A 20,543-nucleotide genomic window follows, 5' to 3' on the forward strand; every position below is an offset into this window, starting at 1 on the left:
GAGCCCTTCGGCGTTCGTCGCCTCAGCCGGCGATCATGCGCCGCAGCACGTACTGCAGGATGCCGCCGTGCCGGTAGTAGTCCGCCTCACCCGGGGTGTCGATCCGCACCACCGCGTCGAACTCGACACCGCTGTCGGTGGTGACCCGCACGGTACGCGGGGTCGAGCCCTCGTTGAGCGCGGTGACGCCGGTGACGGTGAACGTCTCGGTGCCGGTCAGCCCCAGCGAGTCGGCGCTCTCGCCGACCGGGAACTGCAACGGCAGCACACCCATGCCGATCAGGTTCGAACGGTGGATCCGCTCGTACGACTCGGCGATGACCGCCTTGACGCCCAACAGCATGGTGCCCTTGGCCGCCCAGTCCCGCGACGAGCCCGAGCCGTACTCCTTGCCGGCCAGGATGACCAGCGGGATGCCGGCCTCCTGGTAGGCCACCGAGGCGTCGTAGATCGAGGTCTGCTCGCCGGTCAGGTGGTTGACGGTGAAGCCGCCCTCGGGGAGCGGAGCTCCCGCAGCCTGCCCAGCACCTGGGATCCGCAGTTGGTTGCGCAGCCGGATGTTGGCGAAGGTGCCCCGGATCATCACCTCGTGGTTGCCCCGGCGCGAGCCGTACGAGTTGAACTCGTGGCGGGGCACGCCGTGCCCGGCCAGGTACTCGCCGGCGGGGGAGTCGGCCTTGATGGAGCCGGCCGGGGAGATGTGGTCGGTGGTCACCGAGTCGCCCAGCTTGGCCAGCACTCTTGCGGGACCGATGTCGAGAACAGGCGCCGGCAGGCGCCGCATCCCCTCGAAGTACGGGGGCTTGCGGACGTAGGTGGACTCGCCGTCCCAGGCGAAGGTGTCCCCGGTCGGGGTCGGCAGCGACTGCCAGCGCTCGTCACCGGCGAAGACGTCGGCGTACGCGGCGCTGAAGCCACCGGCGCCGATCGCCGAGGCGATCACGTCCTGGATCTCGGCGGTGCTCGGCCAGATGTCGCGCAGGTAGACCGGCTGGCCCGTGCCGTCCTCACCGATCGGCTCGTTGGCCAGGTCGATGTCCATCGTGCCGGCCAGCGCGTACGCCACCACCAGCGGCGGGGACGCCAGGTAGTTCATCTTGACGTCCGGGTTGATCCGTCCCTCGAAGTTGCGGTTGCCGGAGAGCACCGACACCACGGCGAGGTCGGCCTCGTTCACCGCGGCGGAGACCTCCTCCGGCAGCGGCCCGGAGTTACCGATGCAGGTGGTGCAGCCGTAGCCGACCAGGTGGAAGCCGAGCTTCTCCAGATACGGCGTGAGGCCGGCCCGCTCGTAGTAGTCCATGACGACCTTGGAGCCGGGCGCGAGGGTGGTCTTCACCCAGGGCTTGCGGTTGAGGCCCTTGTCCACGGCGTTGCGGGCGAGCAGCGCCGCACCGATCATCACCTGCGGGTTGGACGTGTTGGTGCAGGAGGTGATGGCGGCGATCACCACCGCGCCGTGGTCCAGCTCGTACTCGTTGCCGTCGGCGCCGGTGACCCGGATCGGGTTGCTGGCCCGCCCGCCGGAGCCGACCGCGGCGGTCACCAGGTCGCGCGGGGCGTCGGCCGGGTCGTTGATCTCGTTGGCCGGGGAGTCGCTGGCCGGGAAGGACTCGGCGCTGGCCTCGTCGGCCGGTCCCGCCGTGCCGAACGGCTTGTCCAACTGCGGCACGCCGGGGCGGCGGCCCGGGTCGCCACCGGTCTCGTCGGCCGCGACGTAGTCGGTGAGCGCCGCCCGGAACAGCGTTTTGGCGCTGCCCAGCGGTACCCGGTCCTGGGGACGCTTGGGTCCGGCGAGCGAGGGCTCGATGGTGTCCAGGTCCAGTTCCAGGTGCTCGGAGTACTGCGGCTCGGCGGCCGGGTCGTGCCAGAGGCCCTGCTCCTTGGCGTACGCCTCGACCAGCGCGACCTGCTGCGGGTCCCGGCCGGTCAGCTCCAGGTAGCGGACGGTCTCCGCGTCGATCGGGAAGATCGCGACGGTCGAGCCGTACTCCGGGGACATGTTGCCGATGGTGGCCCGGTTGGCCAGCGGCACGGCGCTCACGCCGGGGCCGTAGAACTCGACGAACTTGCCGACCACACCGTGCTTGCGCAGCATCTCGGTGATGGTCAGCACCAGGTCGGTGGCGGTGGTGCCGGCCGGCATCTCGCCGGACAGCTTGAAGCCCACCACCCGGGGGATCAGCATGCTGACCGGCTGGCCCAGCATGGCCGCCTCGGCCTCGATGCCGCCGACGCCCCAGCCGAGCACGCCCAGGCCGTTGACCATCGTGGTGTGCGAGTCGGTGCCGACGACGGTGTCCGGGTACGCCTGGCCGCCGCGCTCCATCACCGTACGGGCCAGGTACTCGATGTTGACCTGGTGCACGATGCCGGTGCCGGGCGGCACCACCTTGAACTCGTTGAACGCGGTCTGCCCCCAGCGCAGGAACTGGTAACGCTCCTTGTTGCGGGTGTACTCCAGCTCGACGTTGCGCGCGAAGGCGTCCTCCCGGCCGAACAGGTCGGCGATGACCGAGTGGTCGATGACCAGTTCGGCGGGGGCGAGCGGGTTCACCTTGGTGGGGTCGCCGCCGAGGTCGCGGACGGCCTCACGCATGGTGGCCAGATCGACCACGCACGGTACGCCAGTGAAGTCCTGCATCAGCACCCGGGCCGGGGTGAACTGGATCTCGACGTTGGGGTCCGCGGTCGGGTCCCACGCGCCGAGCTGGCGGATGTGTTCGGCGGTGATGTTCGCGCCGTCCTCGGTCCGCAGCAGGTTCTCCAGCAGGATCTTCAGGCTGTAGGGGAGCCGTTCGTGGCCCTCCACCTGGCTGATCCTGAAAATCTCGTAGCTCGCGTCTCCGACGCGTAGCTGGGTCTTCGCACCGAAGGTGTCGAGGCTCGCCACGTCGTACTCCTTCACACCAGCGACCGTGAGTAGTCCTGAGCAGTCTGTCGCACCGGGCGGAGGGCTGCCGTGGTTAGGCAACACTTACCGCCGATACGCGCTGTCAACAAAACCGTACGTCCGTCTTGCTATGAGTGCAACCCGTCGATCACGGAGTGGACGCCGTGCACGCGGAACGGCCGGCCCCCGTGGTGGGGGGCCGGCCGTTCGTGGTCAGGAGGTGGCGTAGCCGCGGGTGGCGATCCAGTTGGCGAGGTTGTCGATGTCGAGGTGGTAGCGGGCGTGGTGGGGGTTGGCGGAGTCGGCGATGGTGACGGTGTTGCCGTTGTCGGTGTAGCCGGTGACGCTGATGTAGTGGCCGCCTTCGAAGCTGTGGGTGGCGCCGGTGGTGTCGGTGGTGGTGCCGGCGATGTTGGCGACTACTGCGCGGCCGTCGTTGATGGTGCGGACGATGTCGTCGCGGAGGGTGTCGGTCTGGGTGGTGTTGGCGGTGGGGGTGTTGATTTCGACGGATTTGTAGACGTCCTTGCCGGTTTCGCGGTTGAGGACGGGGGTGATGTCGTTGATGGAGTCGGTGCCGTTCTCGGTGGTGCCCATGTCCTTGGCCATGGTGTGGACGTCGATGTTCTTGCCCTGGACGCTGAGGGCGTTGCGGGCGGCGGCGGGGCCGCAGTAGTAGAAGTTGGGCTGGGCTTCGTAGCGGACGTCGAGCTGGCGTTCGCTGTGGCCCTTGCGGTCGGCCTGCACGGCGACGGCCTGGACACCCGGGGTGGCCTGGGCGGCGATCGCGGGTGCGGCGATGCCTCCGGCGGTGGCGGCGGCAGCGGCGATGGTCAGAGCGGTCTTGCGCAGCATGGTGGTACGCATGATGATCTGAACCTTTCGTCGGGGGTGTGCGGCGATCACCCGTGGGGGACGGGTGTGCCGCGGGGGATGTCCCGGGTCGTCGGGGTCCACGCGGTGGGGACTGCTCAGGACGTCCGGGCCAGGTGTAACGCCGGGGGGTGCCCGGTCATTCCGACCTGCGGTGCGGCGCCGGGGGAGGCGTCGCGGTCATGCCATGTACAACCCCCGGCCGGGGCTGATGATTCCGCGATCGCGGTGGCCACGGCCACCCCGCACCCGGCCACGAACTGGACAAACAGCCGCGAACCTCCGGCACGCCACCGGCGATCGCGGGGACGCGTTTCCGGCACACCGGAGCGGGAAAGCGCGAGGCCCGTCGGCGAGAGGGGAGCGCGTCGTGTGGCAGGAGAGCCGGTACGTCGCCACGCGGGAGCGCCTGTCCCCGGTGGCCGGAGCGCCGCTCTGGTGCGACGCGCACGAATTCGGCCTCCGGGGCGACGGTGTCACCAATGACCAGCCGGCGTTGTCCGCCCTGGTGGACCGGCTCGGCGAGGGGTACGCCGCCGACGGGCGGGCCCGGGTCATCTACTGCCCGCCCGGGATCTACTCGATCCGGGACGCGGGCACCGTCTGGCGCAGCGGTGTTTCACTGATCGGTGCGGGGCCGGGCGCGACCCGGTTCCTGCTGAGCAACGAGGGCAACCGTGCGGATCCGACGCCGTTGGCCTTCTGGACCACTGTGCAGCACGGCGCGGACCGCGACCGGCACATCGCCGACTGCACCTTCGCCGACTTCGAGATCGACGGTTCGGGTGTGGCCATGGCCGAGTACAACTACCTTGCCAAGGGCCTCGGTCTCCAGTACGTGGTGCGGGGTGTGTTCCGCAACCTCTACATCCACCACACCGGCGCGACCGGCCTGGGCTGCGATTTCCTCCAGGACAGCCTGATCGACGGCGTGGTGGTGGTCGGCTGCGGCCGGCTGGACAACGGCGAGGAGATGGGCGGCGCGGGTATCGGCATCGGCATCGGCGGCTGGGGCGAGGTGGAACGCTGCACGATCGCCAACTGCACCACGCTCGGCAACGGCACCAACGGGATCTTCCTGGAGTTGCAGAAGTCGTACTGGACGCCGCCGCGTGGGTACCGCATCATCGGCTGTCACAGCCAGGCCAACCGGTTCGGCATCTCCGACTGGGGTGCGGACGGGCTGATCGTCTCGGCCTGCACCATCACCGGGAACCTGGAGGCCGGCTTCGACGTCTCCGCCAACGGCACGGCGGGCATCGCGGGCCGGGGCGGCATCCTCAGCGACTGCGTCATCGACCGCAACGTCCGCGACGGGATCAGCATGGGCAACACCCCCGGGCCGTACGCCATCCGGGGCAATCGGATCAGCGGCAACGGCTGGCACGGCTATCACCAGCACGACCTGGGCGCCGGGTACCAGGGCGCATCGTCGGACGTGGTCATCAGCGGCAACGAGTTCTGGGACAACGGCCTGGACGCGATCCGGATCGACCGGCCGATGGTCGACGCGGCGATCGTAGACAACCGGATCCGCAACAACGGTCGCCAGTGTGCTCCGGAGGCGACCGGCTCCGGCGAGTCGGTGCGCTACGCCCGTCGGGCGGTGACCGACCGCTCGGCCAACTGGCCGGCCAACGGACACCGGGGCAAGGTGCTGCGGGTGGGCTCCCGGGTGGCGGTGGTGGTCGGCAACAGCGACACCGACCTGGACCTGGCCGACCTGCGACCGGACGCGGCCACCGCGTGGAACGAGGACGTCCCGGCGCCGGGTACGGCGTACGAGTTGCCGGCCGGCGCACCGGTGCGGGCCGGCATCGTCGTCAACTCGCACGTCGACTCCGCGTCGGTGCGTGGCAACCGCATCTGGGACAACCGCGAGGACCCGACGCAGACGCACGGACTGTGGATCACCGACCAGGGCTCCTGCGTGTCCTGCCGGGTCGAGGACAACGACCTCGCCGGCAACGCCGAGAGTGCGCTGCGGTTGGACAGCCCGCCGGTGGGCGGTCGTTGGGACCGCAACCACGTCGAGATCGACTGAGCGGGTCTCAGCCCGCGTCGCCGGGCGCGGTGGCCTCGGCGTGGCGGTCGCGCAGCCGGGCCCGGATCTCCTCCGGGGTGTACGCGCGCCGTCGCCGTTCCGCCCGGGCGATGACCACGCCGGAGGCCGCGACCCCGGCCAGACCGGCCAACCCGAGGACCTTCCACCACCGCATCCGTCGCCGCATCCGCATAGGGTAGTCCTTCATGAGCATCAGCCTGGACGAGGCGGTGGAGCTGACGCGTACCGGTGACGTGTGGGTCTTCCGCGGCCGCAGCGTGCCCGACCGCGCCATCCAGTCGATCACCAACAGCCCGGTCAACCACGTGGGCATGGCGGTCGTGCTGGACGACATGCCGCCGCTGATGTGGCACGCCGAGCTGGGCCGGTCGCTGCCGGACATGTGGACCGGCACCCATCAGCGCGGGGTGCAGCTGCACGACCTGCGCGACGCGGTCTGCGTCTGGGCGAACCGGTACGGCCAGCGGGCCTGGCTGCGCCAACTCGACCCGTCGGCGGACGCCGAGATGGAGCGGTCGGTGCTGCGGACCGTCGCCCGGCTGAATGGCACGCCGTTCCCGTCCACCGCACAGCTCGCCTGGCGGTGGCTGCGGGGGCGGGTGCCGGCGGTGCGGTTGCCGGTGCCGCAGCGGAAGCGGGCGCCCACCGCGCGGGAACGGACCCTGGAGACGGCGTACTGCGCCGAGGTCGTCGCGGTCACCTACGAGGCGATGGGCCTGCTGCCTCCGGGCAAGCGGCCGAACTGGTACGACCCGGGCCGGTTCTGGAGCGGTGACGATCTCGGCCTGCAGGGCGGTGCCCGGCTGGGCAGCGAGATCGAGGTGCGGATCCCGGAGCGCTGAGGTTTCGCCGACCGGCGTGGCGGCAATTGCTTGCGATGTGAATGCTTCCACCGATCTCGACACGCTGACCGAGTTCTTCGACCGGTACGGAGTGGCCCTGACCGCCGGCGACCTGCCCGCGATCGCCGGTTGCTATGCCCTGCCGGGGCTGGTGGTCGCGGACACCTACAGCTTCTCGTTCACCTCACCGGCGGCGGTGGCGCTGTCCTTCGTGGGCGCTGCTCCCGACTACGCCGAGCGTGAGTTGGTCGCCGCGCACGCCGACATCGAGGAGGTGCAGCAGATCTCCGCGCTGCTGACCGAGGTGGCGGTGCGCTGGGAGTTCCTGGACAGCCAGGGCCGGCAGGTGCCCGGCGAGCGGTACCGCTACCTGCTGCGGGCCGTCACGGAGGGTCCCGTCATCTGCACGGTCATCCGTACCGGCTGACCCACCCCCACCCGTTCCGTCCCCGGTGCCGGCGTGACTAGGCTGTCGCGTCGGTGCGACGAGGGGGGGACCTCAATGGCAGAGCGGCCGTCGGGTGCCGAGACCGAGGAGCTGGCCCGTCGCCGGGCCCTCCCTCGGATGATCGCGTCGGTCCCCTGGGTGGTGGTCTCGGTCGGTGTCGCGGTGCTGGCGGTGCTGCTGGTGGTCGCGGCGTTGGCCTTCCGGGGCCCGGAGCAGCCGTCGGCGTGGAAGCCCGGACCGGCGATGGCGCTGCCGACACCGTCCACGTCGGACCGACCCGTGTCGGTCTCGCCCGGTCCGGTGCGGCACAGCCCGGTGCCGGGCGGCTCCGTCACGTCCGCGTCGCCCGGGCCGTCGGCGTCGCCGGGGCCGGAGTCGCGGACCACCTCCCCGGCCGGGCGGTCGGAGGCCAGCCGGTCGCCGAGCCGGTCGCCGAGCCGGCCGACGTCCGCCCCGTCCGCCTCACCCGACACGCCCGGCGCACTCACCGCCAGTTACCGCGTCAGCGGCGACGTCGAACCGAACTCGTTCCGGGCCCAGGTGGTGGTGCGCAACGGCACCGGAGAGTCGCGTGGCTGGCAGGTGGAGTTGCGCTTCACCGCCGAGGTCACCGGCGTACGCGCCTCCAGTGGCCCGGGCGTCTCGGTGGGCATCAAGGGCGGTGGATGGTATCTGCTCAGCGGGACCGGACAGCTCGCCGCCGGAGCGCAGCAGACGGTGGATCTGCGGTTCAGCCGCATCGGCGGCGGGGAGTACCCGGCCCACTGTGTGGTCAACGGAACCTCGTGTGCCCGGTGATGACCGTACTCTTAGGACGGTTCGGTGTTTCCCTGGGCACTTTTCCCTTTCGTTGAAGATCGTTACGCTTGCCCGGCTGCCCGCTGAGGAGATTCATGTCCGGTATGCGTCGCGCTCCGCGTCATCTCTCATCCCATGGCCCCGCCGTCGCTTCCTCTCCCTGGATTCTGATGTCGATCGGCCTGCTCGCCATGGTGGTGCTGCTCGTCATCGCGATCGGGGCGTATCGCGGGCCGGGGCCGGAGTTCGGCCCCGCGCCGCCGGGACCGGCCGCCGCCCCACCCATACCCGAGCGCGCGTCCTCTGCGGGGCGGGAGGCGGCGAGCCCGCCGGCACCGGCGGTGCCGGGGCTGTCGCCGCGCAAGACCGACCCGCCGAGCGGGGCGGGCACCGCCTCGCCGAAGCCGTCGTCGTCGCCGGCCTCGGAGGCGCCGCCGGTGGCGTCGGCCCCGCCGCGCAGCAGTGCCCCGCCGTCGGCCAAGCCCGCGCCGTTCGAGGCGCGGTACCAGGTGATGAACACCTTCCAGGGCGGCTTCATCGCGGAGGTGCTGATCCGCAACACCGCCCGGAGTGACCAGGGGTGGGTGGCGCGGGTGGAGTACTCGGGCGGCCGGGTGGTCACCGCGTGGCTGGAAGGGGTTCCGCAGGGGACGTTCAGTGGGCGTCGGGGCACGCTGACCTATCGCAGCGGCCCGGACCTCGCCGCGGGCGCCACGGTGGCGCTGCGCTTCCACATCGAGTTCGCCGATCCGTCGCCGGTGAGCTGCGCCGTCTCGGGGCGTGCCTGTAGCCGCCGGTGACTGCTGGTCCGTCGATCGCGGACCGCCACCGACCTCCACTTTGCGCAAGACACTGCTCTGTTGCCGCCATGTTTGCAAGGCACTGCAGACTGTTTCGGCAAGGGCTAGCGTGCGGGCCAATCAGCAGCCAGAGGAAGGCCGTCGATGAAACCTCCGCCGCTGTCGCGCAAGGCCCTGCTCGCATTCGTCTTCCTGCTCACCCTCACGCTGGCCGGCGCGCCGGTCGCGGTTCCTGAGAAAGCCATCGCCGTTGGTCGATCAAGCGCAGGTGCGCCCGGTGCCACCGGTGCCGTCACCTGGCCCACCGAGCCGTCCGCCGCCGCCCTGCTGGCGGCGGGTACCGACGACCGGGCCACCGCGGAGCAGTTCTACTTCGTGCTGCCGGACTGGGACGCGCAGGGGCGGCCGTTCGAGGACCGCAACTTCGCCGACGGCACCCGGCCCTTCCCTGAGGTGAACACGCGGTCCTTCCCGTACACGCCGACCTTCCGCACACCGGCGGACGCGACGGTGAAGGTGCCACACCTCGGCCGCCGGCACCGACCCGCGCTCGGTGCTCGACCAGATCGTCCCGGGCTACTACCACCGGCTGCTCGACGACGGCGCGGTGGCGACCTCCATCTGCTGCGCCAACACCGCGCCCGAGCACGCCATGATGCGCTGGACCGGCTGACCGTGGCCCGCGACGGCGTCGACGGCAAGAAGATCCTGCTCTACGGCGAGGGCTGGAACTTCGGCGAGGCGGTCAACGGCTCGGCGGCCGAGCAGCGCACCCGGCTGCTGCACCAGCACGACCTGGTCAAGGTCGGCCTGACCGGCAACCTGCGCGGCTACCGGTTCACCGACTCCGGCGGCCGGGCGGTGACCGGTGCGCAGGTGGACTACAACGGCGCGCCCGCCGGGTACACCGACGCGCCGGGCGAGGCGATCACCTACGTCGACGCGCACGACAACGAGATCCTGTACGACGCGTTGGCCTACAAGCTGCCGCAGGGCACCTCGGCCACGGACCGGGCCCGGATGCAGGTGCTGGCGCTGAGCACGGTGGTGATGAGCCAGGGCGCCGGGTTCGTGACCACCGGCACCGAGCGGCTGCGGTCGAAGTCGCTGGACCGCAACTCGTACAACTCGGGGGACTGGTTCAACCAGATCCGCTGGGACTGCACCCAGGGTAACGGGTTCGGCCTCGGCCTGCCGCCGGCCGAGGACAACCGGGACAAGTGGCCGTACGCCCGGCCGCTGCTGGTCGATCCGGCGCTGGTCCCGGACTGCGCTGCGGTCGCCTTGACCGACGCCCGGTACGCCGAACTGCTGCGGATCCGGGCCTCCACGCCGGTCTTCGGGCTGCCCACTGCACGGGAGGTGCAACGGCGGGTCGCCTTCCCGCTCTCCGGCCCGGCGGAGACGCCCGGGGTGCTCACCATGACCCTGGACGCGCGTGGCCTGGGCGGGCCGTGGCGGTCGGTGACGGTGGTCTTCAACGGCACCCCGCAGGCGGCGACGCAGCGGGTCGACGCGCTGCGGGGAGCGGACGTGTCGTTGCATCCGGTGCTGCGTTCCTCGGCCGACCCGGTGCTGCGTACCGCGTCGTTCGCGCGTTCCAGCGGTACGTTCCAGGTGCCGGCGCGCAGCGTGGCGGTCTTCGTGCAGCGGTGACACGTGGTCCGGCCCCGCCGCACCGATCCGCAGATCGGTCCGGCGGGGCCGGGTCGTCACCTCGGCCTGGTGATCAGCCGAAGCAGTTCGGAATCGCGGTGATGGTTCCGGCGCAGTTGGTCGGCTTGTTGGCGGTGATCGCGGACTTGTCGTCCACGTTCACCTGGCCGATGAAGCTGAACACGCCGCCCGGCGCCAGAGTGGCGAAGTTGTGCGACACCCTCGTCTTCTCCAGGTCGATCTCGCCGGAGACGGTGAAGATGCCCCCGCCGACACCCAGCGGGCCGACGGCCCGGTTGCCGCTGATCTCGCTGTTGCGGAAGGTCGCCTCGCCGGTGCCGTTGAAGACACCGCCACCGAAGAAGCCAGCCTTGTTCTCGACGATCTTGCTGTCCGTGACGTTGGCGATGGCGGTGAAGCCGAGCGCCAGCCCGCCGCCGACACCGACGGTGGTGTTCTTGGCAAGCTCGACATGCGTCAATTCCAGCGTGCTGTCGTCGCCCGCAGCGGTCACCCCGCCGCCGGCCAGGACGGCCGTGTTGTGCAGGATCTCCGAGTGCCGCACGGTGGTGTTGCCCTCGATGTCGAGCAGGCCACCGCCGAAGCCGAGCACCTCGTTGCCGGTGATCTCGCTCTTCTCGATCAGCGTGGTGCCGCCGTCGATGTCCTCGCGGAAGATGAAGGCGGCACCGTTGGCGACGCCGCCGCCGCCGATGATCGCATCGTTGTTGATGACCCTCGACTGGGCGACCCGCAGCACGCTGGCGTTGAAGATGCCACCGCCGTACAGGAACGCGGTGTTGTCGGCGACGGTGCTGCGGTGCAGGTTGGCCTTGCCGAAGTTGGCCAGGCCACCGCCGACGCCACCGGCCTGGTTGGCGACGATGTGCGTCTCGGAGAAGGACGCGGTGCCGCCGGGCTGCACGAGCACGCCGCCGCCGTCGTTGGACTCCGGCTCCAGCAGCACCGAGGGAGCGGCCTTGGCCTGGGCGGCCTTGAGCGCGGCGCCCTTCGGTGCGGCCTGCAGCAGCGGCAGGTACTCCTTCTTGGCCTCGGCGGCCTTGGTCGCCTCCACCGAGTTGGAGAACCGCGACCACACGGCCTCGGGGGTGTCCCCGTTGACGGGTAGTGCCCGGGTCTGGCCGTTCTTGATGGTCAGGCCCTTGACGGTCAGGTTGCCGCCGCGACCCACGTTGAGGATGCGGAACTCCTCGGCCGTGGCGTCCCGGACGATCTTCGTGTCGTGCCCCTTGAGAACGACGTTCTCCGTGATGACCGGCAGGCCGTTGGGGCCGGTGCCGTCGCCGACGTCGGAGCGGGTCAGCGTGTAGGTGCACCCCTTGGCGAGGTTGAGCACGCCGCCGTGGTTGTCGTTGGCGAAGACGAGCGCTTGGATCAGCTTGTCGGAGTCGCAGGGCACCTCCTTCTCGTGGTCCCTGCGGTCGTCGCCGCCACGGTCCTTGTGCTCGTCGCCACTGCGGTCCTTGCGCTGGTCGTCGCGCTGGTCGCCACCGCGGTCCCGCTTCTTGCCCTCGTGCCCCTCGGCGGCACCCGGGCCCCGGCCGCTGTCCGAGCTGACCTGCTGCGCGGTGGACCAGCGCAGACCGTCGGCGTTGACCGCGCCGGCGCCGATACCGACGGCGGCGATGCTCACCACACCGGTGAGACCGGCGACGCCGCTGGCGATCCAGAATGCGCGACGCCGCTTTGGCGTCACCTCCGGCTCCGCAGCGTTGTTCTTAGCTTGGTAGTTGGACATCGGAGCTCTCTGCCCTCTCGTCGTACCAGACAGGGTCGTCACACGCGGGTGAGCTTCCCCTGCTACAAATCGGTTGTAGCTCCCACATGCACCATATGAGAGTGTTCCTCGCTTCGCGCCCATATCCGAGACAACCCCACATTGGGTACGGTCTGCGTGGGAGTGGTGCAAGCGCTCCGAAGGGTGCAATCTGGGCCAAGTCCGTGGCGATCGACCGCCGACGCCCCGCCGGGACGGGTACGCGACCCGGGCTCCTCCGCACGTGGCGGAGGAGCCCGTCTATGTGGTCGTGCTCTGGATTCACCCGTACGCAGAAGGAACGATCAGCCGAAGCAACGCTCCGGCACGACCGGGCTGCCGGAGCAGTTGGTCGGTCGGTTGGCGGTCACCGCGGAGCTGCGGTCGATCCGCACGCCGTCGTTGGTGGTGTAGATGCCACCGGGCGGCAGCACCGAGAAGTTGGCCTGGACCGTGGAGCGCTCCAACCGGACCTGGCCGCCCTCGTTGTAGATGCCGCCGGCCACCGAGTTCTGGCCGACCACCCGGTTGGCCACGATCGCGGTGTCCCGCACGACGGCGGTGCCCCCGTAGGTGGCCAGTCCGCCACCGTTGCGCTCGGCGACGTTCTCGGTGATCTCACTGTGCGCGATCACCGCCGTGCTCTCAAGGCCCACGCCCAGCCCGCCGGACGTGTCGTCGGCGGAGTTGCGGGCCACCAGGACCTTCTCCAACGCGAGCTGGCCGTCGCCAAGGGCGAGCAGACCACCGCCGTCCTCCCCGCTGTGGTTGCCGACGACCCTGCTCTGGGTCAGCGTCGCGGTGCCCCGATAGGTGAGCACGCCACCGGCGTTGTCGGTGGCCCGGTTGTGCTCGATCGTGCTCTTCCAGACCCAGAGCGTGCCACCGGCGCCGGGGAGCCCGAGGCCGGGCACACCGTTGCCGATGCCGCCACCGGCGACCGCGCTGTTGTCCGTGATCGAGGATTCCTCGAGCCGGAACACCCCGGCGTTGAACACGCCGCCGCCGACACCACCGGCGCTGCTGGTCGCCACCCGGCTGTAGGCGACCCGGGCGGTGCCGAAGTTGGCGATCGCGCCGCCGTTGCCGCCGGCGTGGTGTAGCAGGAACTCGCTGTGCTCGACGTCGGCCCGGCCGCCCCGCTGCACGAGCAGGCCGGCACCGTCGCCCGGCGCGACGTGGACGAGTGTGGCGTCGCCACCGGCACCCCGGGCGGCCTCGGCGGCCGAGGCACTCGTGGCGGCGGGGACCTTCGTGGCGGCCTTGGCGGCAGGGGCCTTCGTCGGCGTGGCCGCCTTCGCGTTCGTGCCCGCCCCCGCCTTCGTCGGCTTCGCGACGACCTTCGCGGAGAGGTCGACCTTCGCCCGTGCCGCCGCGATCGGGTCGGCCTCGGTCAGCCCACCCTTGACGACGACGTTCTTCAGGGTCAGGTGACCGCTGCGACCCACGTTGAGAATCCGGAACGCCTCGGCGTTCGGCGCCCGGACGATCGTGGTGTCGCGCCCGGCGAGCGTGACTGCCTGGGTGATCACTGGCAGACCGTTGCGGCCGGTGCCGTCGCCGACGTCGGAGCGGGTCAGCTCGTAGGTGCACCCCTTGGCCAGTTCCAGCGTGCCGCCGCGGTTGTCGTTGGCGTACTCGATGGCCTGGATCAGCTTGTCGCTGTCGCAGGGCACCTCGCGTCCCCGCTCCTTGTCGTCGCGGCGCTGCTCGCCCGAGGACGCCTCGCGGCCCTTGCGGTCCGCGCCCTGCTCCGCGCCGCTCCGGGTGGCCTTGTGGTTGGTCCGGCCGCCCGCCTCGGCGGTCGGGCCGGGAGCATCCGGTGTCGGTGCGGCCGCCGGCTGGGCGTCCGAGGTGTTGTGCCGGTCGCCGGACTTCTGGTCCCGGGCGGCCACGCCGCCCAGAGCGGCCAGACCGACCACCCCGGTGAGCCCGGCGACTCCGGCGGCCACCCATATCTTGCGTCGTCGTCGACCTGGCGGTACCGGAGGCGGCCCACCGTACGAAGTCAACTCGTCATCGGACATCAGAGCCTTCCGCCCTTTCCTCCTACCAGACTGACCCGCACCCGTACGAAACAGTGCGAGTAGCTACAAACAGCCTGTAGCCTCTGATGACCACCGTATGAGAAGTATCTTCGCGAGGATGGCTAATACGAAGAAACTCTATAAGTGGCTCAGTTCGGGCATGCGAGTGCCAATCAGAGCAGCGGCACCGAAAGCGCTGGCCACCATCGGTAAGACGACGGAGGGCGGGCCCTCCGCAGCGGCGAACTTCCGCCCCTGGGAAGGCCCGCCCTCCGGCGGGTCGTACGGGTCAGACCGGCAGGCGGGGCCCCGCCTCACGCTGCTCGGCCAGCCAGGTCTCCACCTCGTCGGCCCGGCGCGGCAGGCCGGCCGACAGGTTCACCGCACCGGCCGCGGTGACCAGGACGTCGTCCTCGATCCGGATGCCCACACCGCGCAGTTCCGCCGGCACCAACTCGTCCTCCGGCTGGAAGTACAGCCCCGGTTCGACGGTGAGCACGTAGCCCTCACCCAGGGCGCCGTCCCGGTACTTCTCCTTACGGGCGCTGGAGCAGTCGTGTACGTCGATGCCGAGCATGTGCCCGAACCCGTGCAGCGTCCACCGCCGGTACACGGTCGACGACTCGTCCATCGCCTCGTCCACGCTCACCGGCAGCAGCCCCAGGTCGGCCAGCCCCTCGGCGAGCACCCGCATGCAGGTCAGGTGGACGTCCTTGAACTTCACGCCCGGCTTGATGAACTCGATGCCGGCCTGCTGCGAGGCGTACACGATGTCGTAGACCTGACGCTGCAACGGGGTGAACCGGCCGTCGACCGGCAGCACCCGGGTCACGTCGGCGGTGTACAGGTGGTGCCCCTCCACGCCCATGTCCATCAGCAGCAGCTCACCCGGACGGGTGACACCGTGGTTGTGCACCCAGTGCAGGATCGTGGCGTGCTCGCCGGCCCCGACGATCGAGCCGTACCCGACGTCGTTGCCGTCGTGCCGGGCGCGCAGCGCGAAGACGCCCTCCAGCAGCCGCTCCGAGACGCCCCGGTCGGCCGGCAGCACCCGGGCCACGTCCTCGAAGCCGCGTACCGTCGCGTCGATCGCGTCCTGGAGCTGGGCGATCTCCCACTCGTCCTTGACCAGCTTCAATTCCGCGACGGCGATCGCGAGCTCGCGGTCGCGGGCCGGTTGGCCGTCGGCCCGGGGCCCGTCGTACGGGCGTACGGCGGAGTCGACCGAGGCGTCGAACCCGCGCAGCACCCGGGTACGCGCCGGAGCCGAGTCGCCCAGCACCGCCTCCAGTTCCGTCAGGCCAGCGGTGGGCAGTCCCAGCTCGGTCGACTTCTCCGCCAGGGTGTGCCGCCGGCCCACCCACAGCTCACCGTGCCGGCTGCGGAAGAACTCGTCGGTCTCCCGTGAGGAACGGGGCCGCATGTAGAGGGTGGCGTCGTGCCCCGAGCCGTTCGGCCGCATCACCAGGACACCGTCCGGGTCGTAGTCCCCGGTGAGGTACGCGAAGTCGCTGCCCGGACGGAACCGGTACTCGGTGTCGTTGGCGCGGACCTTCTCCCCGCCGGTGGGGATCACCAGTGTCTCGCCCGGGAAGGCCGCGGAGAGGGCCGCGCGGCGCTTGGCGTAGTTCGGCACCTCTGGTCGCGGACCGACCGGCAGGTCGGTGTCGCGCCACCCCTGCCGCATGAACGACAGGAACGCCGGTGGGAAGTCCGGGTCGTGTGACTCCGTGCCGTCGGCCGGCTTGCCGTCGGTGCGCTCCTCGGTCATTGCCCGCTCCCTTCGCCTCATCGGTGGTCCGACGGTACCCTGAAACCCGTTCCGGTCCAGAGGTCGGCAGTGCCGCGACGCCTGATCCGGACGCGTGGAAAGATGGCGGCCATGTGCGGACTCCTGGCCTTTTTCAGTGCCCGCGGCGACGCCGCCGCCCACCGCGACAACATCGCCGCAGCGCTGGAATGCCTGCACCACCGTGGCCCGGACGAGACCGGTGTCGAGGTGGTCGGGGACGCCTCCGGTCGGTACGCGGACGGGGTGTTCGCCCACAAGCGGCTCGCGATCATCGACGTGGCGCTCAGCCACGAGCCGCTGCCCTACGCCGACGGCCGATACCTGCTCACCTTCAACGGCGAGATCTACAACTACATCGAGCTGCGCGAGGAGCTGATCCGCGACTACGGGGCCCGGTTCGCCACCAACGGTGACGGCGAGGTGATCGTCGCCGGCTACCACTACTGGGGCGAGCAGGTGCTCACCCGGCTGCGCGGCATGTTCGCCTTCGTCATCTGGGACCGGCAGGAGCGCCGGGCGTTCGGCGCCCGCGACTACTACGGCATCAAGCCGCTGCACTACCTGGAGACCGTGGACGGGCTCTACCTCGCCTCGGAGAAGAAGGCCCTGCTGCCGTTCGCGCAGTCCGCGTACGCCGGGGACGCGGGGGTGGACACCGCGAACCTCAGCCACTACCTGACCCTCCAGTACGTTCCCGAGCCGGGCACCCTGCACAAGGGGATCAGCCGGATCGGCTCGGGCGAGTACCTCACCTGGACCCCGGGCAGCCGGATCGACGTGCGGCGGTGGTACCGGCCGGTGTTCCGGCCCGGGCCGATCGCCGACGAGCAGAAGCTGTACCACGAGATCCGCGAGACGCTGCGCGAGAGCGTACGCATGCACATGCGCTCGGACGTGCCGGTCGGGTCGTTCCTGTCCAGCGGGATCGACTCCACCGCGGTGGTGGCGCTGGCCCGCGAGTTCAACCCGAACATCCTCACCTTCACCGTCGGCTACGACGTGCCGGGGTACTCGGAGATCGACGTCGCCCAGGAGTCGGCCCGCCATCTCGACGTGACCACGATCCCGACCAAGATCGGGCCGCAGGACATGATCGACGCGCTGCCGAAGATCGTCTGGCACCTGGACGACCCGGTGGCCGACCCGGCGCTGGTGCCGCTCTATTTCGTTGCCAAGAAGGCCGCCGAGCACGTCACCGTGGTGCTCTCCGGCGAGGGCGCGGACGAGTTCTTCGGCGGGTACACGATCTATCGGGAGCCGCTCTCGCTGAGCGGCGTGAACGGGCTGCCCGGCGGGGTGCAGAAGGGGCTGCGAGCGGTCTCCAAGGCCATCCCGCAGGGGGTCAAGGGCAAGAGCTTCCTGGAGCGCGGCACCACGCCGATCGAGGAGCGCTACTACGGCAACGCGCGGATGTTCACCGAGGAGGAGAAGCAGCACCTGCTGCGCCGGTACGACCCCTCGGTGCGCTACACCGACGTCACCGCGCCGATCTACGCCGAGTGCACCGAACTGGACGACGTCACCAAGATGCAGTACGTCGACCTCTACACCTGGCTGCGCGGGGACATCCTGGTCAAGGCCGACCGGATCTCCATGGCGCACTCGCTGGAGGTGCGGGTGCCCTTCCTCGACCGGGACGTGTTCGAGGTGGCGGCGAAGATCCCGGTCGACCTCAAGCTGCCGCCCCGCTCGGACGCCACCAAGTACGCCATGCGCCAGGCGTTGCAGGGCGTGGTGCCGCCGGCCATCGTCAACCGCAAGAAGCTGGGCTTCCCGACCCCGACCCGGGTCTGGCTGCGCGGCGAGATGTACGAGTGGGCCCGGCACGTGCTGAGCACCTCCGGTGCCGGCGACCTGCTCGACCTTTCGTACGCGCTGCGCCTGCTGGAGGAGCACAAGCGGGAGGAGGCCGACCACTCCCGCAAGGTGTGGACGGTCCTGATCTTCTGCGTCTGGCACGCGATCTTCGTGGCGAAGACGCTCGACCCGGGCATCCAGCGCAACCAGTCGGCGCTGCTCACCAAGCCCGTCGTCGGCTCCATGGTGCGCTGACCGCGACGAACGAGCCCCCCTGCGGAACTCCGCAGGGGGGCCGTTTCGCGCTCGACCGCGATCAGCGGGCGGCGCAGGTGACCGTCGGTAGCGAGGTGCTGCTGCCACTGGCCAGGAAGCCGAACGTCGTGCTGCCGTTGGCGCCGACACTTCCGTTGTACGACACGTTCGTGGCGGTCACCGTCGACCCGGACGAGGTCTGGGTCGCGCTCCAGATCTGACTGATCTGTTGACCGCTCGGCCAGGTCCAACTCGCGGTCCAGCCGTTGAGCGCCGAGGTGCCGTTGTTCTTGATCTCGACTTCGCCCTGGAAACCGCCGGACCAGGAGCTGGCTACCCGGAGGGTGGCCGCGCAGCCACCGGGGCCGGGCGGCGGGGTGGTCGGCGGAGCCGTGGTGGGCGGAGGCGTGGTCGGCGGCGGGGTGGTGGGCGGAGGCGTGGTGGGCGGCGGGTTGGTGCCGCCACCGATGCCGGTCACCTCACCGTTGCCGCCGTCGAAGGCCACGTCGGAGCAGCCGAAGAAGTTCTCCTGGCTGTCCGAGCGGACCCACCGGGAGTAGATGATGTGCCGGCCGGTCTTGTTCGCCGGCAGGTTCCCGGTGAAGTAGTAGTGGCCGTCGTTGGTGCCGACCGCGCCGCGCTGCGGCGGGTTGGTCACCGTCAGGAACGGCTGCTCCTCCAGGTCGCTCCAGGCCAGCGCGCGGGTCGGGCTCCAGCTGTTCTTGGTCACGTAGAAGTAGAACGTGCCCGGGTGGTGCGCCCAGTTGCTGTACCGGAACTCGATGGACCGGCCGGCGGTCAGGTGGGTCACCGGCCAGTCGGTGCGGGCCAGGTCGTAGCCGCGGAACCCGGTGGCGCCGCCGCTGCACAGCTGGCCGTCGGGGATGAAGCCGGTGGTCCGCCCGTTGGCGTCCGAGCGCAGCACGCTGAACCAGTTGTACAGCGAGTTGGCACCGGACTGGGCGACGGCGGCGGCACAGGCCGGGTTCTGCGGCCGGATCTCACCGGTGGGGGAGAGGCCGTCGCGCCAGCACAGGTAGGTGCGGGCGCCCGGCGTCATCGCCGCGCCGTGCGCGGCGGCCGGGTCGGGGCTGGCCGTCACGGCGACGACCGCGCTCGCGGCGAGAGTGACGGCCGCGAAGAACATCGCGGCCAGACGAGGTCGGTGCACAGGTTCTCCTGACTCGCGGGGCACACCGTGCGGGGTGGCCCCGCCGAAACGTGCGGGATGGCGAACGTCCGCTCCCGCAGCTAGGGCGAATGCGACGATGCGGCGACGTGTGTACGGGGTCGATGCCCTCCCGGCACGATGCCGCCAGTGATCTGTCCGCGTGTGTGAATGCCCTCGCGTGTCTGAACCCGGCGCCGATGACGCGCAGCCCCCGCGCCATCCGGCAGCATCATCCCAGCATGTCGCAGCCGTCGACGCAATAGCTGTTCCTCGATGTGCACGACGTCGACTCGCGCGGGTCCGCGCACGCCAATACCGTGGCGTGCACGCCCGGCGGCGGATCGCTGTGCCAGCCTGGGCGGCAGCGGACGGCCGAACGGGAGGGACCGGAATGGGATACGCGGTGGTGCTCGGCGAGGCGCTCGTCGACCTGCTCGACACCGAGAGCGACGGCGGGCCCGTGTTCCGGCAGGCCGTCGGCGGCGGCCCACTGAACGTCGCCGTCGGCATCGCCCGGCTCGGCGGCGCGGTGCAGTTCGTCGGCTCGCTCGGCGACGACGTGCTCGCCGGACGGATCCGCGACCTGCTGGCCGCCGAGCGGGTCGGCACGGCCGGGACGGTCACCGCGCCGGTGCCGACCACGTTGGCCGTCACCACCTTCGCAGGCCCCGAACCGGACTTCCGCTTCTACGGCGACCCGCCCTCCTACTCGCTGCTCACCGCCGACGACGTCGACGCGACGCTGGTCGAGGGCGCCGACGTGCTCTGCTGCGGGTCGATCGTGCTGCTGGCGCCGACCACCCTGGCCGCCGCCCGCCGCGCCTGGTCGCTGGCGCCGGGGCTGCGGGTGTTCGACCCCAACGTCCGGCCCCGGCTGCTGGACGGTCCGCAGGCACTGGCCGAGCTGCGCGGGGTGGTCGCCGAGTTCGCCGCCGGCGCGCACCTGGTCAAGCTGAGCACCGCCGACGCGGAGTTGCTCTACCCGGGCGAGCCGGTGGAGTCGGTGGCGGCGTACCTGCGCGAGGTGGGCGCGGGCACCGTCGTGGTCACCCTGGGACCCGAGGGCGCCGTGGTCGCCGCCGCCGGTGCCGATCCGGTACGCGTACCGGCGCGGAGGGTGGCCGCGGTCGACGCCACCGGCGCGGGCGACTCGGTGATGGCCGCGCTCGTCGCCGACCTGCTCGTCGACGGCGAGCCGGCCGAGCCGGGCGGCTGGACCGAGCGGGTGGCCTTCGCACTGCGGGTCGCCGGGCTCGTCTGCGAACGGCCGGGCGGTGCCGTGGCGATGCCGACCCGGGCGCAGGTGCGCGAGCGCTTCACCGGCTGAGCGCGCCGTCCGGGACAGCGGC

At 70.8% G+C, this 20,543-nt stretch carries 14 protein-coding genes and 1 pseudogene; 8 read left to right on the forward strand and 7 right to left on the reverse strand.

The features are described 5' to 3' along the window. Positions 1-22: 22 nt before the first annotated feature. Both ID554_RS24895 and ID554_RS24900 read right to left on the reverse strand, forming a co-directional pair. Positions 23-2,908 (reverse strand): aconitate hydratase, encoded by a 2,886-nt coding sequence (locus tag ID554_RS24895; RefSeq protein ID WP_117227207.1) that lies wholly within the window; start codon positions 2,906-2,908, stop codon positions 23-25. A gap of 198 nt (positions 2,909-3,106) precedes the next feature. Next, positions 3,107-3,760, reverse strand: a complete 654-nt coding sequence (locus ID554_RS24900) for a C39 family peptidase (protein ID WP_191088626.1) — start codon at positions 3,758-3,760, stop codon at positions 3,107-3,109. Positions 3,761-4,136: 376 nt separating this feature from the next. Here ID554_RS24900 and ID554_RS24905 point away from each other — a divergent pair, with 376 nt between their 5' ends. Then, positions 4,137-5,810 carry a right-handed parallel beta-helix repeat-containing protein gene (locus ID554_RS24905; protein ID WP_117230512.1) on the forward strand — a complete coding sequence of 558 codons (1,674 nt, stop codon included), beginning with the start codon at positions 4,137-4,139 and terminating at the stop codon, positions 5,808-5,810. A 7-nt stretch (positions 5,811-5,817) separates the two neighbouring features. Here the strand turns inward: ID554_RS24905 and ID554_RS24910 are convergent, their stop codons facing one another. Then, a complete protein-coding gene (locus ID554_RS24910; RefSeq protein WP_191088949.1) occupies positions 5,818-6,018 on the reverse strand; it encodes a hypothetical protein in 201 nt (66 codons plus the stop codon). Here ID554_RS24910 and ID554_RS24915 point away from each other — a divergent pair. The 5 genes and pseudogenes from ID554_RS24915 to ID554_RS24935 form a co-directional block, all read left to right on the forward strand. After that, entirely contained in the window at positions 6,017-6,673 is a 657-nt protein-coding gene (locus tag ID554_RS24915) for a hypothetical protein (protein ID WP_117230514.1), read from the forward strand. The genes ID554_RS24910 and ID554_RS24915 overlap by 2 nt on opposite strands. 37 nt (positions 6,674-6,710) lie before the next feature. After that, positions 6,711-7,100: a hypothetical protein gene (locus ID554_RS24920; RefSeq protein WP_117230515.1), complete on the forward strand. Its 390-nt coding sequence runs from the start codon at positions 6,711-6,713 to the stop codon at positions 7,098-7,100. Positions 7,101-7,175: 75 nt separating this feature from the next. Beyond that, a complete protein-coding gene (locus ID554_RS24925) occupies positions 7,176-7,919 on the forward strand; it encodes a hypothetical protein (protein ID WP_117230516.1) in 744 nt (247 codons plus the stop codon). A 170-nt stretch (positions 7,920-8,089) separates the two neighbouring features. Beyond that, entirely contained in the window at positions 8,090-8,719 is a 630-nt protein-coding gene (locus ID554_RS24930) for a cellulose binding domain-containing protein (protein ID WP_223884232.1), read from the forward strand. A gap of 520 nt (positions 8,720-9,239) precedes the next feature. Then, positions 9,240-10,375, forward strand: a pseudogene (locus ID554_RS24935) (alpha-1,6-glucosidase domain-containing protein); the annotation flags it as partial. A 73-nt stretch (positions 10,376-10,448) separates the two neighbouring features. Here the strand turns inward: ID554_RS24935 and ID554_RS24940 are convergent. The 3 genes from ID554_RS24940 to ID554_RS24950 form a co-directional block, all read right to left on the reverse strand. Beyond that, complete coding sequence (locus ID554_RS24940) at positions 10,449-12,134, reverse strand: hypothetical protein (RefSeq protein ID WP_117230517.1); 1,686 nt, start codon at positions 12,132-12,134, stop codon at positions 10,449-10,451. Positions 12,135-12,457: 323 nt separating this feature from the next. Then, the gene (locus ID554_RS24945) at positions 12,458-14,179 is read right to left on the reverse strand and encodes a right-handed parallel beta-helix repeat-containing protein (RefSeq protein ID WP_117230518.1); all 1,722 of its coding nucleotides are present in this window, start codon (positions 14,177-14,179) and stop codon (positions 12,458-12,460) included. A gap of 289 nt (positions 14,180-14,468) precedes the next feature. Beyond that, positions 14,469-15,950, reverse strand: a complete 1,482-nt coding sequence (locus tag ID554_RS24950; RefSeq protein ID WP_117230519.1) for an aminopeptidase P family protein — start codon at positions 15,948-15,950, stop codon at positions 14,469-14,471. Between the two features lie 111 nt (positions 15,951-16,061). Between ID554_RS24950 and asnB the strand changes: the two genes are divergently transcribed. After that, the gene (gene asnB, locus ID554_RS24955; protein ID WP_117230544.1) at positions 16,062-18,023 is read left to right on the forward strand and encodes an asparagine synthase (glutamine-hydrolyzing); all 1,962 of its coding nucleotides are present in this window, start codon (positions 16,062-16,064) and stop codon (positions 18,021-18,023) included. 61 nt (positions 18,024-18,084) lie between these two features. Here asnB and ID554_RS24960 read toward each other — a convergent pair whose 3' ends face one another. After that, the gene (locus tag ID554_RS24960) at positions 18,085-19,170 is read right to left on the reverse strand and encodes a lytic polysaccharide monooxygenase auxiliary activity family 9 protein (protein ID WP_117230520.1); all 1,086 of its coding nucleotides are present in this window, start codon (positions 19,168-19,170) and stop codon (positions 18,085-18,087) included. A 415-nt stretch (positions 19,171-19,585) separates the two neighbouring features. Here ID554_RS24960 and ID554_RS24965 point away from each other — a divergent pair, with 415 nt between their 5' ends. After that, entirely contained in the window at positions 19,586-20,521 is a 936-nt protein-coding gene (locus tag ID554_RS24965) for a carbohydrate kinase family protein (RefSeq protein WP_117230521.1), read from the forward strand. Positions 20,522-20,543: the final 22 nt, after the last annotated feature.

Origin of the sequence: Micromonospora craniellae, from assembly GCF_014764405.1 — a bacterium.
GTDB lineage: Bacteria > Actinomycetota > Actinomycetes > Mycobacteriales > Micromonosporaceae > Micromonospora > Micromonospora craniellae.

What these genes read in the sequence shown, in the direction of transcription:
- ID554_RS24900 (WP_191088626.1), bottom strand. Translation starts at nt 3,760, where the DNA reads ATGCGTACCACCATGCTGCGCAAGACCGCTCTGACCATCGCCGCTGCC.
- ID554_RS24915 (WP_117230514.1), top strand. Translation starts at nt 6,017, where the DNA reads ATGAGCATCAGCCTGGACGAGGCGGTGGAGCTGACGCGTACCGGTGAC.
- ID554_RS24910 (WP_191088949.1), bottom strand. Translation starts at nt 6,018, where the DNA reads ATGAAGGACTACCCTATGCGGATGCGGCGACGGATGCGGTGGTGGAAG.
- ID554_RS24925 (WP_117230516.1), top strand. Translation starts at nt 7,176, where the DNA reads ATGGCAGAGCGGCCGTCGGGTGCCGAGACCGAGGAGCTGGCCCGTCGC.
- ID554_RS24930 (WP_223884232.1), top strand. Translation starts at nt 8,090, where the DNA reads ATGTCGATCGGCCTGCTCGCCATGGTGGTGCTGCTCGTCATCGCGATC.
- ID554_RS24940 (WP_117230517.1), bottom strand. Translation starts at nt 12,134, where the DNA reads ATGTCCAACTACCAAGCTAAGAACAACGCTGCGGAGCCGGAGGTGACG.
- ID554_RS24945 (WP_117230518.1), bottom strand. Translation starts at nt 14,179, where the DNA reads ATGTCCGATGACGAGTTGACTTCGTACGGTGGGCCGCCTCCGGTACCG.
- ID554_RS24950 (WP_117230519.1), bottom strand. Translation starts at nt 15,950, where the DNA reads ATGACCGAGGAGCGCACCGACGGCAAGCCGGCCGACGGCACGGAGTCA.
- asnB (WP_117230544.1), top strand. Translation starts at nt 16,062, where the DNA reads ATGTGCGGACTCCTGGCCTTTTTCAGTGCCCGCGGCGACGCCGCCGCC.
- ID554_RS24960 (WP_117230520.1), bottom strand. Translation starts at nt 19,170, where the DNA reads ATGTTCTTCGCGGCCGTCACTCTCGCCGCGAGCGCGGTCGTCGCCGTG.
- ID554_RS24965 (WP_117230521.1), top strand. Translation starts at nt 19,586, where the DNA reads ATGGGATACGCGGTGGTGCTCGGCGAGGCGCTCGTCGACCTGCTCGAC.